3 protein-coding genes are annotated in these 19305 nt (G+C 72.0%); 1 reads left to right on the top strand and 2 read right to left on the bottom strand.

Annotated features, from left to right (window positions below; translation table 11 throughout):
* Positions 1 to 4 precede the first annotated feature (4 nt).
* Positions 5 to 796 carry an enoyl-CoA hydratase/isomerase family protein gene (locus HQ306_RS12255; RefSeq protein ID WP_222631659.1) on the top strand — a complete coding sequence of 264 codons (792 nt, stop codon included), beginning with the start codon at positions 5 to 7 and terminating at the stop codon, positions 794 to 796.
* Here the strand turns inward: HQ306_RS12255 and HQ306_RS12250 are convergent, their stop codons facing one another.
* On the bottom strand, positions 797 to 1567 hold the full coding sequence (locus HQ306_RS12250; protein WP_222631657.1) for a tyrosine-protein phosphatase: 771 nt from the start codon (positions 1565 to 1567) through the stop codon (positions 797 to 799).
* The gene (locus HQ306_RS12245; protein WP_222631649.1) at positions 1560 to 19211 is read right to left on the bottom strand and encodes an amino acid adenylation domain-containing protein; all 17652 of its coding nucleotides are present in this window, start codon (positions 19209 to 19211) and stop codon (positions 1560 to 1562) included. The genes HQ306_RS12250 and HQ306_RS12245 overlap by 8 nt, the downstream gene beginning before the upstream one ends.
* Positions 19212 to 19305 lie beyond the last annotated feature (94 nt).

Raw genomic sequence — 19305 nt, 5'->3', positions numbered from 1 at the left:
ATCCATGAGTGAGAAGCCCACCCGTCTCGAGCGCACCACCACCGACGCGGGCGCCGAGGTCGCGATCCTCACGTTCGCCCACGGCGCCCTGAACCTGTTCGACCAGGCGATGTTCGATGCCGTGACGGCCGACGTCGCCGAGCTGGTGGCCGCTCCTCCGCGTGCGCTGCTGCTGCGCGCGGAGGGCAAGGTGGTCTCGGGTGGGGTCGACGTGCACGTCTTCGAGGGGCTGTCGGAGGCCGAGGGAACGGCGTTGTGGGAGGGGCTCTTCGCGGCCATCGCCCACCCGCTCGAGGCGCTGCCCTGCCCGGTGGTGTTCGCCGCGCACGGTCTGACGTTGACGGCCGCGCTGGAGATCGCCCTGGCCTGCGACATCATCCTCGCGTCGCCGAAGGCGAAGTTCGGTCTGGTGGAGACAGTGGTGGGTCTGACTCCGTCGATGGGTGGTCCGCAGCGGATGGCGGAGCGTGCGGGCAGCGGCCGGGCACGTGAGTTCGTCATGACGGGCGATCTGTACACGGCGGAGACGCTGCGCGAATGGGGAGTCGTCAACCAGATCCACGAGGACGTGGACTCCGCCGCCAGGGCTCTCGTCGCACGGCTCGCGGACGGGCCGACGCGCGCCCATGCGGCCACGAAGGAGATCATCGGTGCGTGGCGCTCCGGCGGTGTGCGCCATGCGGATTCGGTGACGTCGGCGGTGTCGGGTGCCCTGTTCGAGACCGAGGATCTGCAGGGCGCGGTGCGCAGCTTCCTCGATGTGGGGCCCGGAAAGGCGACCTACAGCGGGCGCTGATCAGCGCTGGGTGTCCACCAGCGCATTCCTCAGTCGAGTGACCGCGTCGTGGTCGAGGCCGAGCCAGTCCAGGTAGTTGTCGAACGAGCCGTGCGCCGTGGTCATCGCCTCGAGCCCAGCGCGGTAGTACTCCTCCCGCACGCCCAGCAGGTCGTCGTCGAGGTCGGCGGGGGCCACCTCGTCGTGATCGAGAATGTGGCGCCGGAGTGGAGCGACGGCGGCGTTGCTGCGCAGGTAGTCCGCGACGATGTCCTCCTCGACGACGCCGGCGGCGCGCAGCACGGTGGCGACGGTCCACCCCGCGCGATCCTTGCCGGCGGCACAGTGCACCAGCGACGAGGTACCGGACGACAGGGCCTCGACCACCGCCCTGATCGCCACCCGCGCGCCGGGCAGCGTCGGAAAGGCGCGGTAGGCGTCGTCGAGGTAGCCCCGGGCGGTGGTGGCGGGCACGGCGCGCTCGTGCGGCGCGTCGCGTTCCGCGGCGATGTAGGGGACGCGATGCACGGTGACCGTGTCCGGGGCCCGGTCCGAGCCCCATTGCGTCACCTCGGCGTCGCCGCGCAGGTCGAACACGTCGCTGACCCCGAGTCCGGCCAGCGTGGCCCGGCCCTCGTCGGAGAGGTGCGTGAGTGCCGACGCGCGGAAGAGCAGTCCGCTGCGGGTGCGTCCGCCGTCGGACGTGCGCAGGCCGCCGGTGTCACGGAAGTTCCACGCGCCGTGCAGGTGGAACTGGCCGGGTTCGGAACCATCCGTACTGCGTTCACTCACCTATCGACAGTAACGACGCGGTCTCCACGCGTCCGAGCCACCGTCCCACCAGGGGACCGATGTCCCCCACGGCGTCGCTCGACAGCAGTTCGCCGTGTCGCCACGGCACGGACTCCACGTCGGCGGGTCCGGTGCAGTACTGCGACCAGAAGTCCGACATGCGGCCGAGTTCGACGGCGGTGACGTCGGAGTCGATCATCAGGACGGCGCCGCTGTAGGTCGGCGGCACGTGCTCGTCGACGAGGGCGAACAGCGTGAGCATCGCCTTGGTGATCAGTCGCGCCTGGATGTCCGAGACCGGTAGCTGGTCGCCGCCCATCGCCGACCACACCGACCACAGCGCGTCCGGCGTCATGTCCGCCAGGTCGTCGGTCAGGTGCTGGTACGCGCCGAACATGGCGTCCGCCTGCGCCTTCTTGACCGCACTGCCCGGCACGATGCTGTGCACCGGGTCGAGCAGCGACAGCGACGCGACGGTGTGGCCCTGTGATTGCATCCGGGCCGCGACGGCATGGGCCAGCACACCGCCGACCGACCATCCGACGAGGTGGTACGGGCCGACGGGATCCACGTGCCGGATCTCCTCGACGTAGCGCTCGACGACGTCGTCCATCGACCGTGGTGCGAAGTCGGGGTCCGCCACCGCCGGCGTCTGCACGCCGTACAGGGGGCGGCCGGTCTCGAGGTGGCGGCCGAGCTCGAAGTACGGCCAGGCCAGCCCCATCATCGGGTGGATGCAGAACACCGGGGCGAGCTCGTCTCCGCCGCCCAGTCGGAGAACGGGACCGACTGCGTCGGACGAGGCGATCGACTCGTCGTCGTCCTCGCGGTCGAGATGCTCGGCGACGGCGCCGACGGTGCCGTGCGAGAACAGGAGTCGGAGCACGCGGTCGACCCCGGCGGCACGACCGAGGTGTGCGGCCACCCTGGTCGCGGTCAGTGAGGTCCCGCCGAGGGCGAAGAAGTCGTCGTCGAGTCCGATGTCGCCGACGCCCAGCACGAGGGCGAAGGCCTCGGCGACCATGTGTTCCGTCGAGGTCGTCGGCGCGCGGTACACCGTCGGTGCGAACGTCGGTGCGGGAAGGGCCGCCCGATCCACCTTGCCCGCGGTGGTGCGCGGAACCGCGTCCAGAGCGATGACGCGCGACGGCACCATGTACTGCGGAACCCGTTCCGCCACCGCCTCTCTGACAGAAGCGACGTCGATCCCGTCGCCGGCGACGTACGCGACGAGATGATCCGATCCGGTTCCGGCGTCGCGGTGGAGGAGGACCACCGCCTGCGTCACCGCGGGATGGGCGAGGGCGGCGTTCTCGATCTCGCCCGGCTCGATGCGCAGTCCGCGGAGCTTGATCTGGAAGTCGCTACGTCCCAGATACGCCAGCTCTCCGGCCGAGTTCCACCGCACCAGGTCGCCGGTGCGGTACAGGCGCGCGCCCGGCGGTCCGTACGGCGCGGCGACGAACCGGCTCGCCGTCAGCCCGGTCTGCCCGACGTACCCGCGGGCGAGATGTGGTCCGGACAGGTACAACTCACCGACGGCGCCGAGAGGAACCGGCCGCAGGCGGCCGTCGAGCACCACCGCGTCGACACCGCGGACCGGTGTGCCGATGCCGACGGGGCGGTCCGGCGTGATCGGTCCGTGCGCGGTGGCCCAGACGGTCGTCTCGGTGGGGCCGTAGTCGTCGTACATCTCGCGTCCGGCGGACCACGTCGCCGCGAGGTGATCCGGGAGGGCCTCGCCGCCCACGACGAGGACGCGCACGCAGTCGAGGCCGGCGGGGTCCAGGGAGTCGAGCACCCGGGGCGTGATGATCGTGTGCGTGACCCTCTCGTGGCGAATCAGCGCGCCGACCTCGTCGCCGCTGTGCACGTGCGCCGGCGCGAGAACGAGAGTGCCGCAGTGCGCCAGTGCCATCAGCATCTCGGCGATCGAGGCGTCGAAGGTCGGTGAGGCCACCGCGAGTACACGCACGTCCGGCACGTCGCCGCGCCGGGAACGTTGGTCCGCCAGCGCATCCGCCAGGCCCGCGTGGGTCACGGCGACGCCCTTGGGTCGGCCCGTGGAGCCGGAGGTGTAGATGACGTACGCGATCGAGCTCGGATGCAGCCCCGGACGACGCTCCGACGCGAGCACCGTGTGGGCCGGGTGACGGTCGAGCGCCGACACGACGTCCGGATCGTCGAGCACGATGCGCGGAATCCACGGCGCGGCGGTCGAATTGGCCTGCTCGGACCGGGAGTCCGTGATCACGACGACGGCGCCGGAGTCCTGGAGGATGTGCGCAATTCGGTCGGCGGGTTGCACGGGATCGACCGACAGGAACGCGGCCCCGGCCGCGGCGACGGCCCACACGGACAGGACATGGTCGATCGAGCGCGGCATCGCCAGCGCGACCACGACGTCGGGTCCTGCGCCGCATGCGATGAGTTCCCGCGCGAGACGATTCGCGCGCGCGGACAGGTCCGCGTAGCTCAGGTCGATGCCGTTCGCCCGCAGGGCGATCGCGCCGGGACGGGCCGCTACCGCGTCGGCCACGAGGTGGTCGAGAGTCCGGGCCGCCAGCGCGGGGGCACCGCTGCGGGGACGCATCGCGGCACGCTCCGAGGGCTCCACCGTTTCGAGGTCCCCGATCCTGACCGAGGTGTCGCGTGTCATCGACCGCAGTGTCCACACCAGTCTGCGCGAGACCCGCTCGATGGTGCTCCGGTCGAACAGATCGGTCGCGTAGGACAGCTCGATCAGCAGGCGCCCCTGGTCCTCGCGCAGCGTCACGGCGAGATCGAACTGCACGGGAGCGCCGCCGAGATCGAGCACCTCGACGGCCGGTGTGGTGACGGGGAATCGCGGCGGCGCAGTGTTCTGCAGAGTCAGCATCACCTGCACCACAGGGTGACTAGCAGTGGAACGCACCGGGTCGAGGGCCGTCACCAGGGTCTCGAACGGCAGAGCGGCATGCGCGAAGGCGTCCAGGGTGGTCTCGCGCGCCGCGGCGAGGTGGTCCGCGACGGTGCCGTCCTCGTCGATCGTGGACCGCAGGACCACCGTGTCCACGAACATGCCGACCACGTCGTCGAGTGCCGGATCGGTGCGACCCGCGACGGCCGTCCCGACGAGGAGATCGCGGGTTCCCGCCCACTGGGCGAGCACGATCGACAGCGCGGTGTGCGCGACCATGAAAAGGGTGACGTCGTGGGCCTGCGCGACGGATCGGAGCGCGCCCAGCGCGTCCGCGTCGAGAACGGTCCGCACCCGATCGCCCTGCTGTGACGGGGTTCTCGGCCGGGCGCGATCGGTCGGCAGCGCGAGATCGAGGGGTACGCCGGCCAACCGCTCCCGCCAGTGATCGAGGTGTCGCGACAACGCGGAGCCGGGATCGTTCAGCGATCCCAACGCTGCGCGTTGCGCGAGGGCATGGTCGGCGTACTGCACGGGCAGCGGTGGTAGGTCGAGTGGCCGTCCCTCCGCGCGAGCGGCGTACGCCGTGACGACGTCGCGCGTGAGCGGCGCCATCGACCACCCGTCCGCGGCGATGTGGTGCACGAGGATCACCAGCACGTGATCGGTCGGCGACACGACGAGAAGAGTGGCGCGCAGCGGGGTCTCGGTGGTGACGTCGATGCGCGCCGCCGCGGCCGTGCGTACCGCCGCGGGCACGTTTGTGGCAGTGGTGCGCACGAGGTCGAGGGGAACGTCGACCGTGGGCGACACCACCTGGTGCGGCACGCCGTCGAGGGCGGGATGGACGGTGCGCAGGATCTCGTGCCGGAGGGTCACGTCGTCGAGGGCGGACCGGAGCGCGTCGACGTCCAGCGGACCGGTCAGCCTCAGCGCGAGCGGGATCAGCTGTCCACCGCGGTCGGCGTCGACGCGGCCGAGGAACCACATCCGGTGCTGAGCGAAGGAGAGCGGCACCCTGTCCGGGCGCGGCGCCGCCGTCAGGGGAGTGCGCGCCGCGGTCGGCGCCGCGACCAGCACTGCGGCGAGCGCACCCACGGTGGGGTGGTCGAACACCGCGCGCACCGACACCTCGCGCTCCGTCGCCGCCGACACCCGCGCGGCCACCCGTGTCGCGGACAGCGAATGGCCACCGAGAGCGAAGAAGTCGTCGTCCAGCCCCGGCAGCTCCGGCAACTCGAGCACGGTGGCGAAGGCCTCGGCGACGGCGCGCTCGGCCGGGCCGACCGCCTCGCGACGCGGAACCGTCGCCACGGTCCCGGGAAGGCCGGAGGTCGGTCGGCGAGGGGCCGACGGGAGTGCGCGACGGTCGAGCTTGCCCGACGCCGTCAACGGGATCGCGTCCACGGTGACGATGTGCGCGGGCACCATGTACCGCGGCAGGCGGCGCGCGGCGTCGTGCCGGAGGTCGGCGGGGTCGACGGCACTCGTGCCGGACGGCACCACGTACGCCACGAGGTGGTCGTCCTGCACCAGCACCACGGCGCGATCGACCGACGGGTGCGCAGCGAGTGCCGCCTCGATCTCGCCGGGCTCGATGCGCAACCCGCGCAGCTTGACCTGGACGTCGGTGCGGCCCAGATACTCCAGATCTCCGCCGCTGGTCCATCGCACGCGGTCGCCGGTGCGGTAGAGCCGCGCGCCCTGAGCCGCGGCGACGAACCGCTCGGCCGTCGCGGTGGGGCGGCCCACGTACCCGCGCGCGAGGTGGGTGCCGTCGAGGTAGAGCTCGCCGACCACCCCGATCGGCACCGGGCGCAGGAACGTGTCGAGCACCCGCGCGCCGACTCCGCGGACGGGCCGCCCGATGGTCACGGCGTCGTCCGCCCGGAGCGGGCCGCTGCTCGTGGCCCAGACGGTGGTCTCGGTGGGACCGTAGTCGTTGAACAGGCGCCGACCGGGGGCCCATCGGGCGGCCAGTGCCGGTGGGCACGCCTCACCGGCGGTGACCAGGACGTGGAGTGACGGAACGTTCTCGGGGGTCAGTGAGTCGAGGACTCGCGGCGTGAGGAGAGCGTGGGTCACCGCGGACTGCGCCACGAGGCGACCCAGTGCCGGTCCGCCGAACACGTCCTGTGGAGCGACCACCAGGGGAGCGGACAGGGCCACGGCGATGAGCAGCTCGGCGATGGACGCGTCGAACGTGGGGGACGCGACCGCGAGCACACGTGCCTCCGCAGCCTCGCGCAGTCGCTGGTCCGGCAGCGCAGTGCCGCGCAGTCGCTGGTCCCACAGCGCGTCCACGAGGCCGCGGTGCGTGACGCCCACGCCCTTGGGGGTTCCGGTGGAGCCGGAGGTGTGGATGACGTACGCGAGGGTGTCGGGACGGATGGCACCGAGCCGGTCGGCGGGCGTCACGTCGGCCTCGGACTCCGCGCCCGTGTCGAGGACCGTCGGTGACACCGTGGCGAGACGTACCAGTGCGGCGGGAACCGTCACGGCGGTGACGGCGACGTTGGCGCCCGTCTCGGTGAGCATGTGCCGCAGTCGGTCCGGTGGCCCGTCGGGGTCGATCGGCAGGAACGCCGCGCCGGTCTTCGCTACCGCCCACACCGCGGTGATCTGGTCCACCGAGCGCGGCAGCGCGACGGCGACGACGGTGTCGGGCGCGGCGCCGAGGGCGATCAGTGCCCGCGCCCAGCGGTTGGAGCGGCGGTCCAGCTCGGTGTAGGTGAGCGTGCGCTCCCCGATCAGGGCGGGCCCGTCCGGGTTGCCGGCCACCGCGTCGGCCAGCAGACGAGGCAGCACGCGCGGTGGCAGTCCGGCGCTGCCGTGCTGGGAGAGCAACAGTGCCCGCTCCGACGGGTGCAGGATCTCGAGGGCGCCGATCCGGTCGAAGGGCCTGCGCGCCACCGCGTCGAGGACGCGGAGCAGGACGTCGACGATTCCGGCCGCGGTCCGCCGGTCGAAGAGGTCGACGGCGTAGGTCAGTGCGCCGCTCAGTCCGTCCCCGGTCTCCGTGAGATCCAGGGTCAGGTCCACCGGCGCGGCCACGGGACCCGAGTCCAGGACGTCGATCTCCAGTCCGGCGGCCACGAGAGTGGGCGGAGTCTGGTTCTGGAACGCGAACATGACCTGCACGACGGGGTGGTGCGCGGTGGAGCGCACCGGATCGAGAGCGTCGACGATCAGCTCGAACGGCACGTCGGCGTGGTCGAGGGCCGCCACGGTGTCCTCGCGCACCTGATCGACCAGAGCCGCGACGGTATCGGTACCGGTGACGAACGCGCGGTGCACGACCGTGTCGACGAACATGCCGACCAGCTCGTCGAGATCCTCGTGACCGCGGCCTGCCAGCGGTGTTCCGACGGCGATGTCCTCGCTTCCCGTCACGCGGGCGAGAGTGACGGCCCAGGCCGCCTGCAGGACCATGACGAGCGTCGCATGGTGGGCGGTGGCGAGCGCACGCAGCGCCGCGGTCGTGGCGTCCGGCACCGTCACGCGTACACGCGCCCCGCGGTGCGAGGCCACCGGCGGCCGCGGTCGATCGGTCGGCAACGGCAGCACGTCCGGGAGACCGGCCAGGCGGTCCGTCCAGAACGCGACTCGACCACGGATGTCGTCCGCGTGATCCTGTTGCCACACGGCGTGATCCGCGTACTGCACGGGCAGGGGGTCGACAGTCCACTCTCGGCCGGACCGGCGCGCCGCGTAGGACGCCGTGAGATCGCGGGTGAGCGGCGCCAGGGACCAGCCGTCCGCGGCGATGTGGTGCAGCACGAGAACCAGGACGTGATGCTTCTCGGTCACCGCCACGACGGAGGCGCGCAGCGGGAGATCCGTTGCCAGGTCGAACGGTGCCGACGCCATCCGCTCGAGGACGGCCTCCGGTGTCTCCGACTCCCGGTCGATCGCGATCCGCGCGTGATCGAGAACGTGTTGCTGCGGAACACCGTTCACGGCGGGGTAGACGGTGCGCAGTATCTCGTGGCGGTCGACCACGTCGGCGAGTGCGCCCTGTAGCGCGCCGTGGTCGAGGACACCGCGCAGCCCGAGTGCGAGCGGGATGACGTAGCCGCTGTCGCTGGAGACCGTGTTCAGGAACCACATGCGCTGTTGGGCGAACGACAGAGGCACCATGTCGGGGCGCGGCCGTGTCCGCCGCGGTGCGAGAGCGCTCCGAGGCACGGCGTCGATCTGCGCGGCGAGTGCGTGCACGGTCGGTGCCTCGAACACGCTACGGACCGGAACCTGCAGTCGGGCAGCGACTCTGGTGGCACTGAGGCAGTGGCCACCGAGCGCGAAGAAGTCGTCGTCGAGTCCGACGGGGTCCGCGAGTTCCAGGACCGTCGCGAAGATGGCCGCGACGGCGACCTGCCCGGCGGTGGACGGAGCGCGGAACTCGGCCGTGTCGAGGGGCGGGCGGGGCAGCCGCGCGCGGTCGAGTTTGCCCGACGTCGTCATCGGCAGTGCGTCCATCACGACCACCGCGGCGGGAACCAGATACCGCGGCAGTGCCGCCGCGGCGGCGGCCGACACCTCTGCCGCGTCGATACTGTGCCCGTCGGCAGCGACCACGTAGCCGACGAGACGCTCGTCGATCACCCCGGCCGCGGCGGCGCCGACGCCCGCGGCGCCGACGAGCGCGGTCTCGACGTCCCCGAGCTCGATCCGCAGGCCGCGCACCGTGATCTGGTGATCGGACCGTCCGAGGTACAGCAGGTCGCCGACGGCGTTGCGGCGCATCAGGTCTCCGGTACGGTACGTCCGCTGTCCGTCGGGAGCCGCGACGAGGCGGGACGCGGTGAGTCCCGGCCTACCGAGGTACCCGCGTGCGAGATGGTCGCCTGCGACGTACAGCTCACCGACCACGCCGTCCGGAACCGCGTGCAGGCGGACGTCGCGAAGCGAGACCTCGACGCCGAGAGTCGGGGACCCGACGGTCACGGGATCCCCGGCGGCCAGGAGTGCCGTCGTCGACCAGATGGTCGCCTCGGTGGGTCCGTAGACGTTGGTCATCGTCCGGCCGGGTGCCCACGTGTCGACGAGACTCGGCGGGCACGCCTCGCCGGCGCTCATGACGACGCGGAGGTCACCGCCGGGATCGGGTGTCGCGTCCAGCGCGCGGGGTGTCATCAGCGTGTGGGTGACGCGGTGCCGCCGCATCAGGTCGCGGAGTTCGACACCGGCGTAGACCTCGGGAGGGGCGACGACGAGTGCGGCGTCCAGTGCGAGTGCGATGACCAGTTCGCCGACGGACGCATCGAACGTCGTCGACGACACAGCGAGCACCCGGGCATCGGATGCCGGTGCGTGCCGGGCCCGTTGGTCCTGGACGGCGTTGTGGAGTCCGCGGTGCGTGACGGCGACGCCCTTGGGCCGTCCGGTGGATCCCGAGGTGTAGAGGACGTAGGCGAGGTGGTCGGGTCGCAGAGTCGAGCGACGGTCGCGATCGGTGATCGCTGCGTCCGACAGCGCCGCGACCGCGGCGAGTGTGGCGGGATCGTCGACCGTGATCCGGACGACGTCGGTCGGGAACGGTGCCGCCGTGTCCGTGAGCACCAGCGTGGGCGCCGCCTCGGTCAGGATGTCCGCGAGCCGAGCCCTCGGCTGCTCGGGATCGATCGGGAGGAACGCGGCTCCCGCGCGGCTGATCGCCGCGACGAGAACGAGGTACCGCGCCGACCTGGCGACGGCGACCGCGACGACGGTCTCGGGACCGGCACCGAGCGCGATCAGACGGCGCGCCCACCGGTTCGACGCTCGTGCCCACTCGTCCCGCGTGAGAACGGTGTCGCCCTCGATCACCGCGACTGCGGAGCCGTCCGCGTGGGCGTCGAGCAGGGCGGGGAGCGTCGTCGGGGTCGTGCGGGCGTCGGGATGCGTCCACGTGTCGGGCTCGTCCGCTCCGCGGATCGCGATGTCGCCCACTGCGATCTCGGAACCCGGGGCCGCCGCGCGCAGCACGTGCTCGAGGACGGAAGAGAGGCATTCCGCGGTCGTGTGATCGAACAGGTCGCACGCGTAGGTGAGGACGACCGCGAGGCCGGCGCCGGCGGGGCGGACGTCGACGGTGAGGTCGAAGGTCGCGGGTGCCGGCCCGACGTCGAGCACCTCGATGTCGGGACTGCCCTGGAGCGGATCCACGTCCTGGAAGGCCAGCACGACTTGGAAGACCGGGTGATGCGCCGACGTGCGAGCCGCACCGAGGGTGTCGACCACGTGGTCGAACGGGACGTGCGCGTGCGCGAAGGCGTCCACCGTCTCGTCTCGGGTGCGGGAGAGCAGCTCGGCGAACGACTCCGACGGATCCACGCGGGTGCGCAGCACGACGGTGTCGACGAACAGGCCGACGAGGTCGTCGAGCGCAGGATCCGGTCGACCCGAGATCGGTGATCCCACCGCGATGTCCGTCGACCCGGTCCAGCGCGCGAGGGCGACGGCGAGGGCGGTGTGCACGACCATGAACACCGTGGCCCGGTGAGCGACGGCGAGCTCGCTCAGTGCGGCCACGGTCGCGTCGTCGAGATCGAGGCGCACCGCGGCACTCGCCCGGCCGCGCCGCTCCGGGCGCGGTCGGTCGAGCGGCATGTCGAGGACGTCGGGCAGTCCGGAGAGACGGCACTTCCACCACGCCGCCGCGTCGGAGTCGACGCCCAGTTCCGTCTGCCGCACAGCGACGTCGGCGTACTGCACCGACAGTGGCGACTGTGCCGGTACTCGTCCGGAGCGATGGGACTGGTACGCCGACCGCAGGTCTCGCGTGAGAGGGGCGAGAGACAGACCGTCCGCGGCGATGTGGTGCACGGTCAGCAGCAGGACGTGCTCGTCGTCGGCGAGGCGCAGCACCTCGGCCCGCAGGGGTGGTTCGGTGGCCAGGTCGAACCGCGTGGTCCGGGCATCCGACAGTCGCTCCACCAGTGCGTCGGGTGCGACGGCGGTGACCGTGAGGGTGGTCGGCGCCGGGGGCGGCAGCACGACCTGGTGCACGACACCGTCCGCATCGGCGTAGACGGTACGGAGGATCTCGTGGCGAGTCATGACGTGACCGATCGCGGACGACAGCGCGCCGAGATCCAGGTCGCCGCGGACGCGCAACGCCAGCGGCATGACGTAGGACCCCGGTTCGTACCGGTCGAGGAACCACATCCGGTGTTGGGCGTGCGTGAGCGGGATGCGGTCGGGACGCGCAGCGTGGAACCCGTGGTCGGTGTACGCGTCTCCCGCATCGACGGCGGCAGCCAGCCCCGCGATGGTCGAGACGTCGAAGAGCGTGCGGAGCGTCAGGTCGCGTCCGGTCGCCGACCGGATGCGCGCGACGACCCGCGCCGCGCTGAGGGAGGTGGCGCCGAGCGCGAAGACGTCGTCGTCGGCACCCACCGGAGCGGAGGTCTGCAGGACGGCCTCCACGATGTCCGCGACGACACGCTGGGTCGGTGTGAAGGGAGTGCGGTGGACCCGGCCGCGGCGCGCGGGTGCGGGCAGCGCACGCTTGTCGACCTTGCCCGACGCGGTGAGGGGAACGGTGTCGATCTCCACGATGTCGTCGGGGACCAGATGGCGCGGAAGCGACGAGCGCAGCGACTGCAGCAGCGCCTCCGTGACGGCTGAACGGCCCTGTGCCGGAACGACGTATGCGACCAGTCGATCTCCGACGACCGCTGCCACCGCGCGGTCGATCAGGCCCGACCTCGTCAGCACGGCCTCGATCTCCGCCGGCTCGACGCGCACGCCGCGCACGGACAGCTGGTCGTCGCTCCGGCCGAGGAAGTACAGGTCGCCGGCGGCGGACCAGCGGACGCGATCGCCGGTCCGGTAGAGACGAGATCCGTCCGGTCCGGCGACGAACCGCTCCGCGGTCAGCGCGGTGCGATGCGCGTAGCCGCGGGCCAGTTGCGCACCACCGAGATACAGCTCGCCGGGGACGTCGACGGGAACGGGACGCAGGGCGTCGTCCAGCACGAGGGTCGTCGTGTTCCACACCGGCCGCCCGAGGGGGACGTCCGTCGTGTCGGCGTCGGTCACGACGTGGGCGGTGACGTCCACCGCCGCTTCGGTCGGCCCGTACAGGTTCACCACTCGTACGGGGAGCACGGCGCGGACGGCGGCGGCGACCCCCGCGGGCAGCGCTTCGCCCGACGAGAGGATCGTGCGCAGCGACGTGCAGGCGGCGAGGCCCGGTGCGTCCGCCATGAGCGCCAGCATCGACGGGACGGCGTGCACCACGCTGACGCGGTGCCGTGCGATCAGTTCCACCAGCAGATCGGCGTCGCGGTGGTCGTCCGGATCCGCGACGACGACGCGGGCACCGATCTGCCACGGCAGGAACAGCTCCCACACCGAGACGTCGAAGGTGGCGGGTGTCTTGTGGAGCACGATGTCGTCCGCGGTGACACCGACGAACTCGGCGCGCCAGCGCAGTTGGTTCACGATCGCGGCGTGCGACACCCCGACACCCTTGGGCTGCCCGGTGGAGCCGGACGTGAAGAGCACGTAGGCGAGGTGGTCCGGGCGCAGGGGTGCGAGGCGATCGTCGTCGGTGAGGGGTGTGTCGGAGAAGGACCCTAGGGGCGCATCGCTGATCGTGATCCATTCGACCGCCTCGGGAAGCGTTGCCGCACTCCCGATACCGAGCCGCGCTCCCGACATGGTCACCGTGTGTCGGAGCCTCTCGGCGGGATGGCCGGGATCGAGCGGGACGTAGTGCGCGCCGGTGGCCACGACGGCGTGCACGGCGACGAGCAGATCGATCGACCGCTCGAGCGCCACCGCGACGGCCGTCTCCGGTCCGGCGCCGCGGCTGATCAGGTACCGGGCGAGGCGGTGGACGCGAGCCGAGAACTCGGCTCGGGTGACGTGTCGATCGCCGTGAGTGAAGGCCACACGGGACGGATCCAGAGCCGGCACGGCGCCCGGGAGTGTGGTGGGGACGAGGGGGTGCCGGGTGGAGTTCCACGTCTCGGTGACGAGGGTGCGCTCCGTCGCCCCGAGCAGGTCGATCTCGGCGAGCACACGCGAGGGGTCGAGTGCCTCGAGCACCCGCAGGAGTCGGTCCAGCAGTCGGTCCACGGCGTCGGTGTCGAGGACGTCGCGGCGGTGCGTCGCGCGCACGACGAGGCTCTCTCCCGGTTCGACCGCCAGGGACAGCGGGTAGTGCGTCGCGTCCCGCGCCTCGACGCCGAGAACGGAGAGGTCACCCGCCGCCGCGGTCAGAGCGGTGCGATCCAGTGGATACGACTCGAAGGCGAGCGACGTGTCGAATCCGGCGCCCGGCCCGACCTCCGCCTCGATGGCGGACGGAGCGAGGTGATGATGATCGAGCAGCGCGGCCTGCTCACGCTGCAGTCGCTGAGCCGACTCCCGCACCGTCGCTGTGCGATCGAGCCGCACGCGAACCGGAACGGTGGAGATGAGGAGCCCCACCATGGATGCGGAACCGTCCAGCTCGGCCGGTCGGCCCGAGACGGTGGCTCCGAAGACGACGTCGGTACGGCCCACCGCGGAGCCCAGTACGAGTGCCCACGCGAGTTGCACGAGGGTGTTGACCGTGACCCCCGCGGCGCCGGCGCGCGCCACGAGTTCGGCGGTGCGCTCGGTGCTCAGCGTCGCGATGCGCTGTCCCGGTGCCTCGTCGGTTCCGGAACCGTGCGCGGGAGCGAGCAGCGTCGCCTCGGTCGACCCGGTCAGGGCCTCCGACCATGCCGCGAGCGAGGCCGTGGTGTCGCGTTCGCTCACCCACTGCAGGAAGCCGCGGAGTGAAGGCGGCGCGGGCCGGGGGTCCTCGCCGGCGTAGTCGGCCAGGAGGTCGGCGAGGACGATCGGCAGGGACCAGCCGTCGAGGAGCAGATGGTGATGGGTGAGCACCAGGGTGTGCCGCTCGTCCCCGGTGCGCAGCAGAGCGACGCGCAGCAGCGGTGCGGTGGCCACGTCGACGGCGACGCCGCGATCGTGCGCGAGGAAGGCGTCGAGCACGGCGGCAGGGTCGGGATCGGCCCGGACGTCCACTTCCGTCCACGGCACCGTGACGGATGCCGCGATCACCTGGACGTCCGTCCCGTCGGCGGTGGTGTCGAAGGCGACCCGCAGCGCGTCGTGACGGTCCAGCAGCGAGTGCGCGGCCCGCTGCAGACGGCCGCCATCGACCGCTCCACCGAGGTGCACGATCGTCTGCACCACATAGGGATCGACGCTCCCGGCGGCGAGGCGGGCATGCATCAGCAGGCCCGCCTGCAGTGGCGCGGTGGGCAGGACGTCGATCAGCGTGGGATGACGCCCGGTCCACCCGTCGACATCGAATGGTGTCGCATCGACCAGCGGGAAGTCCGACGGTGACCGCCCGCCAACGCCGGGGGTGTCGACGTGCCGCGCGACGGCCGTCGCCGCCTCGACCCACAGCGAGACGAAGGCCTCGACGTCCGCGTCCGCCAGGACGGCGTCGAGCGTGCTCAGTCGTGCGATCAGGGTGTCCCCGAGGACGACGGTGTCGATCTCGAGCACGGCGGCCGCACCCAGGTCGTCGGGCCGTGGTCCCGACAGCGGGGAGATGCCGGGAACCGGGAGCCAGTCACCGGTGTCCGTCGTCGTCATCCTGCCGAGGTGCGCGAACGAGATCTGCGGTGTCCAGCGCAGGGCGTCGCGCGCGTCGTCGTCGGCCCCGTGCCGCAGCAGCCCGTAGCTCGCGCCGTGGTCGGGAATTCGTGCGAGGTGGTCCTTGACCCGCCGGATCGTCTCGCCCGCAGCAGGTCCGCCGCGCAGCGCCTCGGCGAGGTCGAGACCCGTGAGGTCCAGTCGTACGGGGAACACCGTGGTGAACCAGCCGACGGTGCGCGCGGTGTCGGCGCCGGGAACCAGGTCGTCCTCCCGTCCGTGTCCCTCGAGTTGGACGAGCCTCGTCGGTGCGTCGTCCTGTCGCCAGGCGGCCAGCGCGAGGGCGAGCGCGGCGAGGAGCGCGTCGGTCGGCCCGGCGTGGAACAGGGTGGGCGCGCGGACCAGTAGTGCGTCGGCGATCTCTGCTGGAAAGGCGACGTCCCGGGCCGTCGTGTCCCGTACCCGATCCACGACTGGGTCGAGAAGTCGTTGTCCGAGAACGGGATCCGGGCCGTCCAGAACGCCGGTCCAGTACGGCAGCCGCGCGCTCGCGTCGTGCGCTGCGAGACCGGACGACCAGCGCCGCATCGACGTGCGGACGGGGGCGAGAGTCGGTGCGGCCCCGTCGCGCACCGCGGCCCACGACGCGACGAGATCGGCGACGAGGACGCCCCACGACACCACGTCCACCACCAGGTGGTGCGCCGCGATCACGAGTCGTCCCGCCGTGTGCTCGCCGACGCCGTTCCAGCCGAGCCCGAGCATCACGCCGTTCTCGGGATCGAGTGTCGCGACGATGTCCTCCACCGCGAGATCGGCGCCGCGGCGCAGCAGTCCGTCGACCCGGACGGCATCCCGCGGGCGCACCTCGAGGTGTACGCCGTCCGCGTCGCGGACGAGCACGGAGCGCAGCATGTCGTGGTGCGCGACCACGGCCTCGATCGTGGACACCAGGGATGCGCGGTCGATGCCGACCGGGAGCGAGAGCGTGAGGGTCTGAGCGAACCGATCCGGTGTTCCGCCGCGCTCCAGCAGGTGGCGCACGATGGGTGTCGGGTCGACGCGGCCGATGCCGCTGCCGGGTGGCTCGTCGACGGTGCCGACCGTGTCCGCCACGCGCGCGAGCCCGGCGGCACTGCGTTGTTCCACGACGTCACGAGCGCTGATCCGCACGCCCGACGCCGCCGCGACGGTGACCAGTCGGATCGAGAGGATGCTGTCACCGCCGAGCGCGAAGAAGTCGTCGTCGACCCCGACATCGTTGCGGGACAGCACGTGTGACACCGCGTCGAGCAGCCGCCGCTCGACGTCGGAGGCGGGTTCACGGCGGGTCGTGGTCCGGCGCTCCGGCTCGGGGAGTGCGCGGACGTCCACCTTGCCGGAGGCGCTCAGCGGGAGCGCGTCCAGCGGCACCACGTGCACCGGGACGAGGTGGCTCGGCAGCGTCCGGACGGCGGCGGCGAGAACGTCCGCGGGGTCGGCGTCACCGGTCACGTACGAGACCAGCTGCTCGCTGTCGCCGTCACGGCGGACCACTGTGACGGCCTGCGTCACACCGGGAACCGCGACGAGGGCCGTGTCGATCTCGCCGGGTTCGACGCGGCGTCCTCGTACCTTGACCTGACTGTCTGTGCGCCCCAGATACTCCAGGTCACCGGACGACGTCCACCGTGCGCGGTCACCCGTGCGGTACAGCCGCGTTCCGTCGACCCCGGCCACGAAGCGCGCCGCGGTCTCCGCCGACCGTCCGACGTACCCGCGGGCCAGGCCGGCTCCGGCGAGGTGCAGCTCACCCGGAACTCCGACCGGGACGGGTCGCAGGCGGGAGTCGAGCACCACGGCGCGCACTCCGGGCAGGGGACGCCCGATGGTGACGGTTCCGGACTCCGCCAGCGGCGCGGTCCCGGTGGCCCACACCGTGGTCTCGGTGGGCCCGTAGTCGTTGTGCAGCAGGAGGTCCGGTGACGTCGACCACCGGGACGCCAGCGCGGGCGAGCACACGTCGCCGACGCTGAGGACCTGTCGCAGCGACGGAGCTTCGGTCGGGGACAGTGTCTCGAGCACCCGCGGAGTCAGGATCGCGTGGGTGATCGATTCTCGTCGCAGCAGATCCTGCAGAGGTGCACCGGAGTACGCGTCGGAATCGGCGACGACGAGGCAGCCGGACAGTGCGAGGGCGAGAAGGTGTTCCGAGATCGACGCGTCGAAGGTTGGAGCCGCGACGGCGAGGACGCGACTGCCCCCGACCTCCGGAACCCGTGTCTCGGGACCGCGTGCGCGGTGGCCGGCCACGACACCGTGCAGTCCGGCGTGGGTGATCGCGACGCCCTTCGGACGGCCGGTGGAGCCGGAGGTGTACATGACGTAGGCGAGGTCGGTGATCGCCGGCCGCTCCCTCGTCAGCGGCTCCGGTGCGACGTCCGTGACGGCCACCCGGGTCGTTCCGCTCGGCAGATCGACGGGATGTCGATCCGTCGTGACGACGAGGGTCACCCCGGATTCGGCCAGCACGGCGGCGAGCCGCTCGACGGGGTCCGCGGGGTCGACCGGGAGGAACGCGGCACCGGTGCGCACGACGGCCCAGAGCGCGATCACCTGGTCGACGGACCGCGGAAGTGCCAGCGCCACCACGGTTCCCGGAGTCGCCCCCGCATCGCGGAGAGTGCGGGCGAGGCGCCCGGAGGCGTCGTCGAGTTCGCCGTACGTGAGCGTGGCCGTTCCGCCGCGCACGGCCGGCGCCGCCGGGTCGCTGCGCACGACCGCCGCCATGAGGTCCCCCAGCGTCGTCGCCGTCGGTGCCGGCCCGCCCGACCGGTCGAGCAGATCGGACGCCTCGCCGTCGTCCAGGAACGCGAGATCGCCCACGGTGGTGTGGTCGTCCGCCGCGACGATGCCGCCGAGGAGTCGCGTCAGCCGCACGCCGTGCCGGTCGATGTCGAAGGCGTCGTAGCGCTCCGGGTTCCACTGGATGTCCAGCGTCAGTGTGTCGCCGGTGTAGATGTTGATCGCGGTGTCGTGGACGGGCCCCGACGACAGGATGCCGACGGGAGCCGAGATGTCGTCGAACTGCAACGGGGCGACGAACGGCATGATGTTCACGACGGGGCCGAAGGAGACGCCGAACGGCCGCACCTCCGGTGCCAGAAGCTGATCCCAGTCCCGGAAGCGTTGGTGCCGAAGCGCCCCGGTGATCTCCCGCCGTACCTGTACGAGCAGTTCTCGCACCGTCGTGGTCGCGTCGACCGTCAGCCGCAGCGGCACCAGATTGGCCATCATCCCGGCCGTCGCCCGCAGAGCGGCGGTGGTGCGTCCGGTGACGGGGAAGCCGAGGACCACGACGTCGGTGTCGAGCACCCGCGACTGATGCACGGCGAGAGCGGCGACGACGGCGAGCGGGTCGGCTGCGGTTCCCCTCGGCTGGGTCCACGGCAGGCGCGTCGCGACGGGTTGCCGGGGTGCGCTCGGGGGTGCCGCCGACAGGGCCGTGGGGCCGCCGACGTCGGCGAGGTGCTCGCGCCAGTGGGCGAGGTCGGTGTCGTGGCGACGTGACGCGGCGTAGGCGACCTCCGCATCGTGGATGCGGGCGGCGGTGTCGGGCGTCGGCGCCGGTCCCGGAGCCGACGTCCCCGAGTAGTGGCCGGCGATCCGTCCGAGGAGGGTGAAGGCGCCCTGGCCGTCGAGCACCACGTGGTGGGCTCGCAGATACAGGAACGTGCGGTGATCGTCGAGTCGGAGGAACACGCATCGAACCAGCACGGTTCCGTGGAGATCGACGGGCTCGCGGAACTCGGCGCGCATCCACGCGTGAGCGGACGCCTCGGGGTCGGCGTCGCCGCGCAGGTCGAGCACGTCGAGGTTCATGACGGCGTCCTCGACGTGGATCAGACACGGCTCGTCGTCCTCTCCCTGCGCGAGGCGGGTCTGCCGCAGGCCGGACTCGGTGCCCGCGGCGTACATCGCCCGTTCCAACCGAGCGAGGTCGACACCCGAGCCGACCGGAGCGGAGATGTCGACGTACAGGGCGACGGTGAGAGCCGCGTCGGGATCGAGGCGCTGGGCCAGCCAGAACGGCCGTTGCGCACCCGTCAGGGGAACCCGGGCGGGGCCGCCGTCCGGTTCGGGGGACACGACCGCCCCCTCGTTCCGGTCGTCTCCCACAGGACGAAACCTATCCGCGGGAATTGCCCGTTCGGTCGGGCTCGCCGTCTTCTGGAGGACTCACAGGAGGCGGCGACGACTGCTGGTCCGGGCC

Source organism: Rhodococcus sp. BP-160 (assembly GCF_019836205.1).
Lineage (GTDB): Bacteria > Actinomycetota > Actinomycetes > Mycobacteriales > Mycobacteriaceae > Rhodococcoides.
Note: the sequence above shows the minus strand (reverse complement) of the source record. Positions and strands in the feature narration are given on the sequence as shown.

Excerpts from the sequence above, each read along its gene's own strand:
- HQ306_RS12255 (WP_222631659.1), top strand. The coding sequence starts at position 5 with ATGAGTGAGAAGCCCACCCGTCTCGAGCGCACCACCACCGACGCGGGC.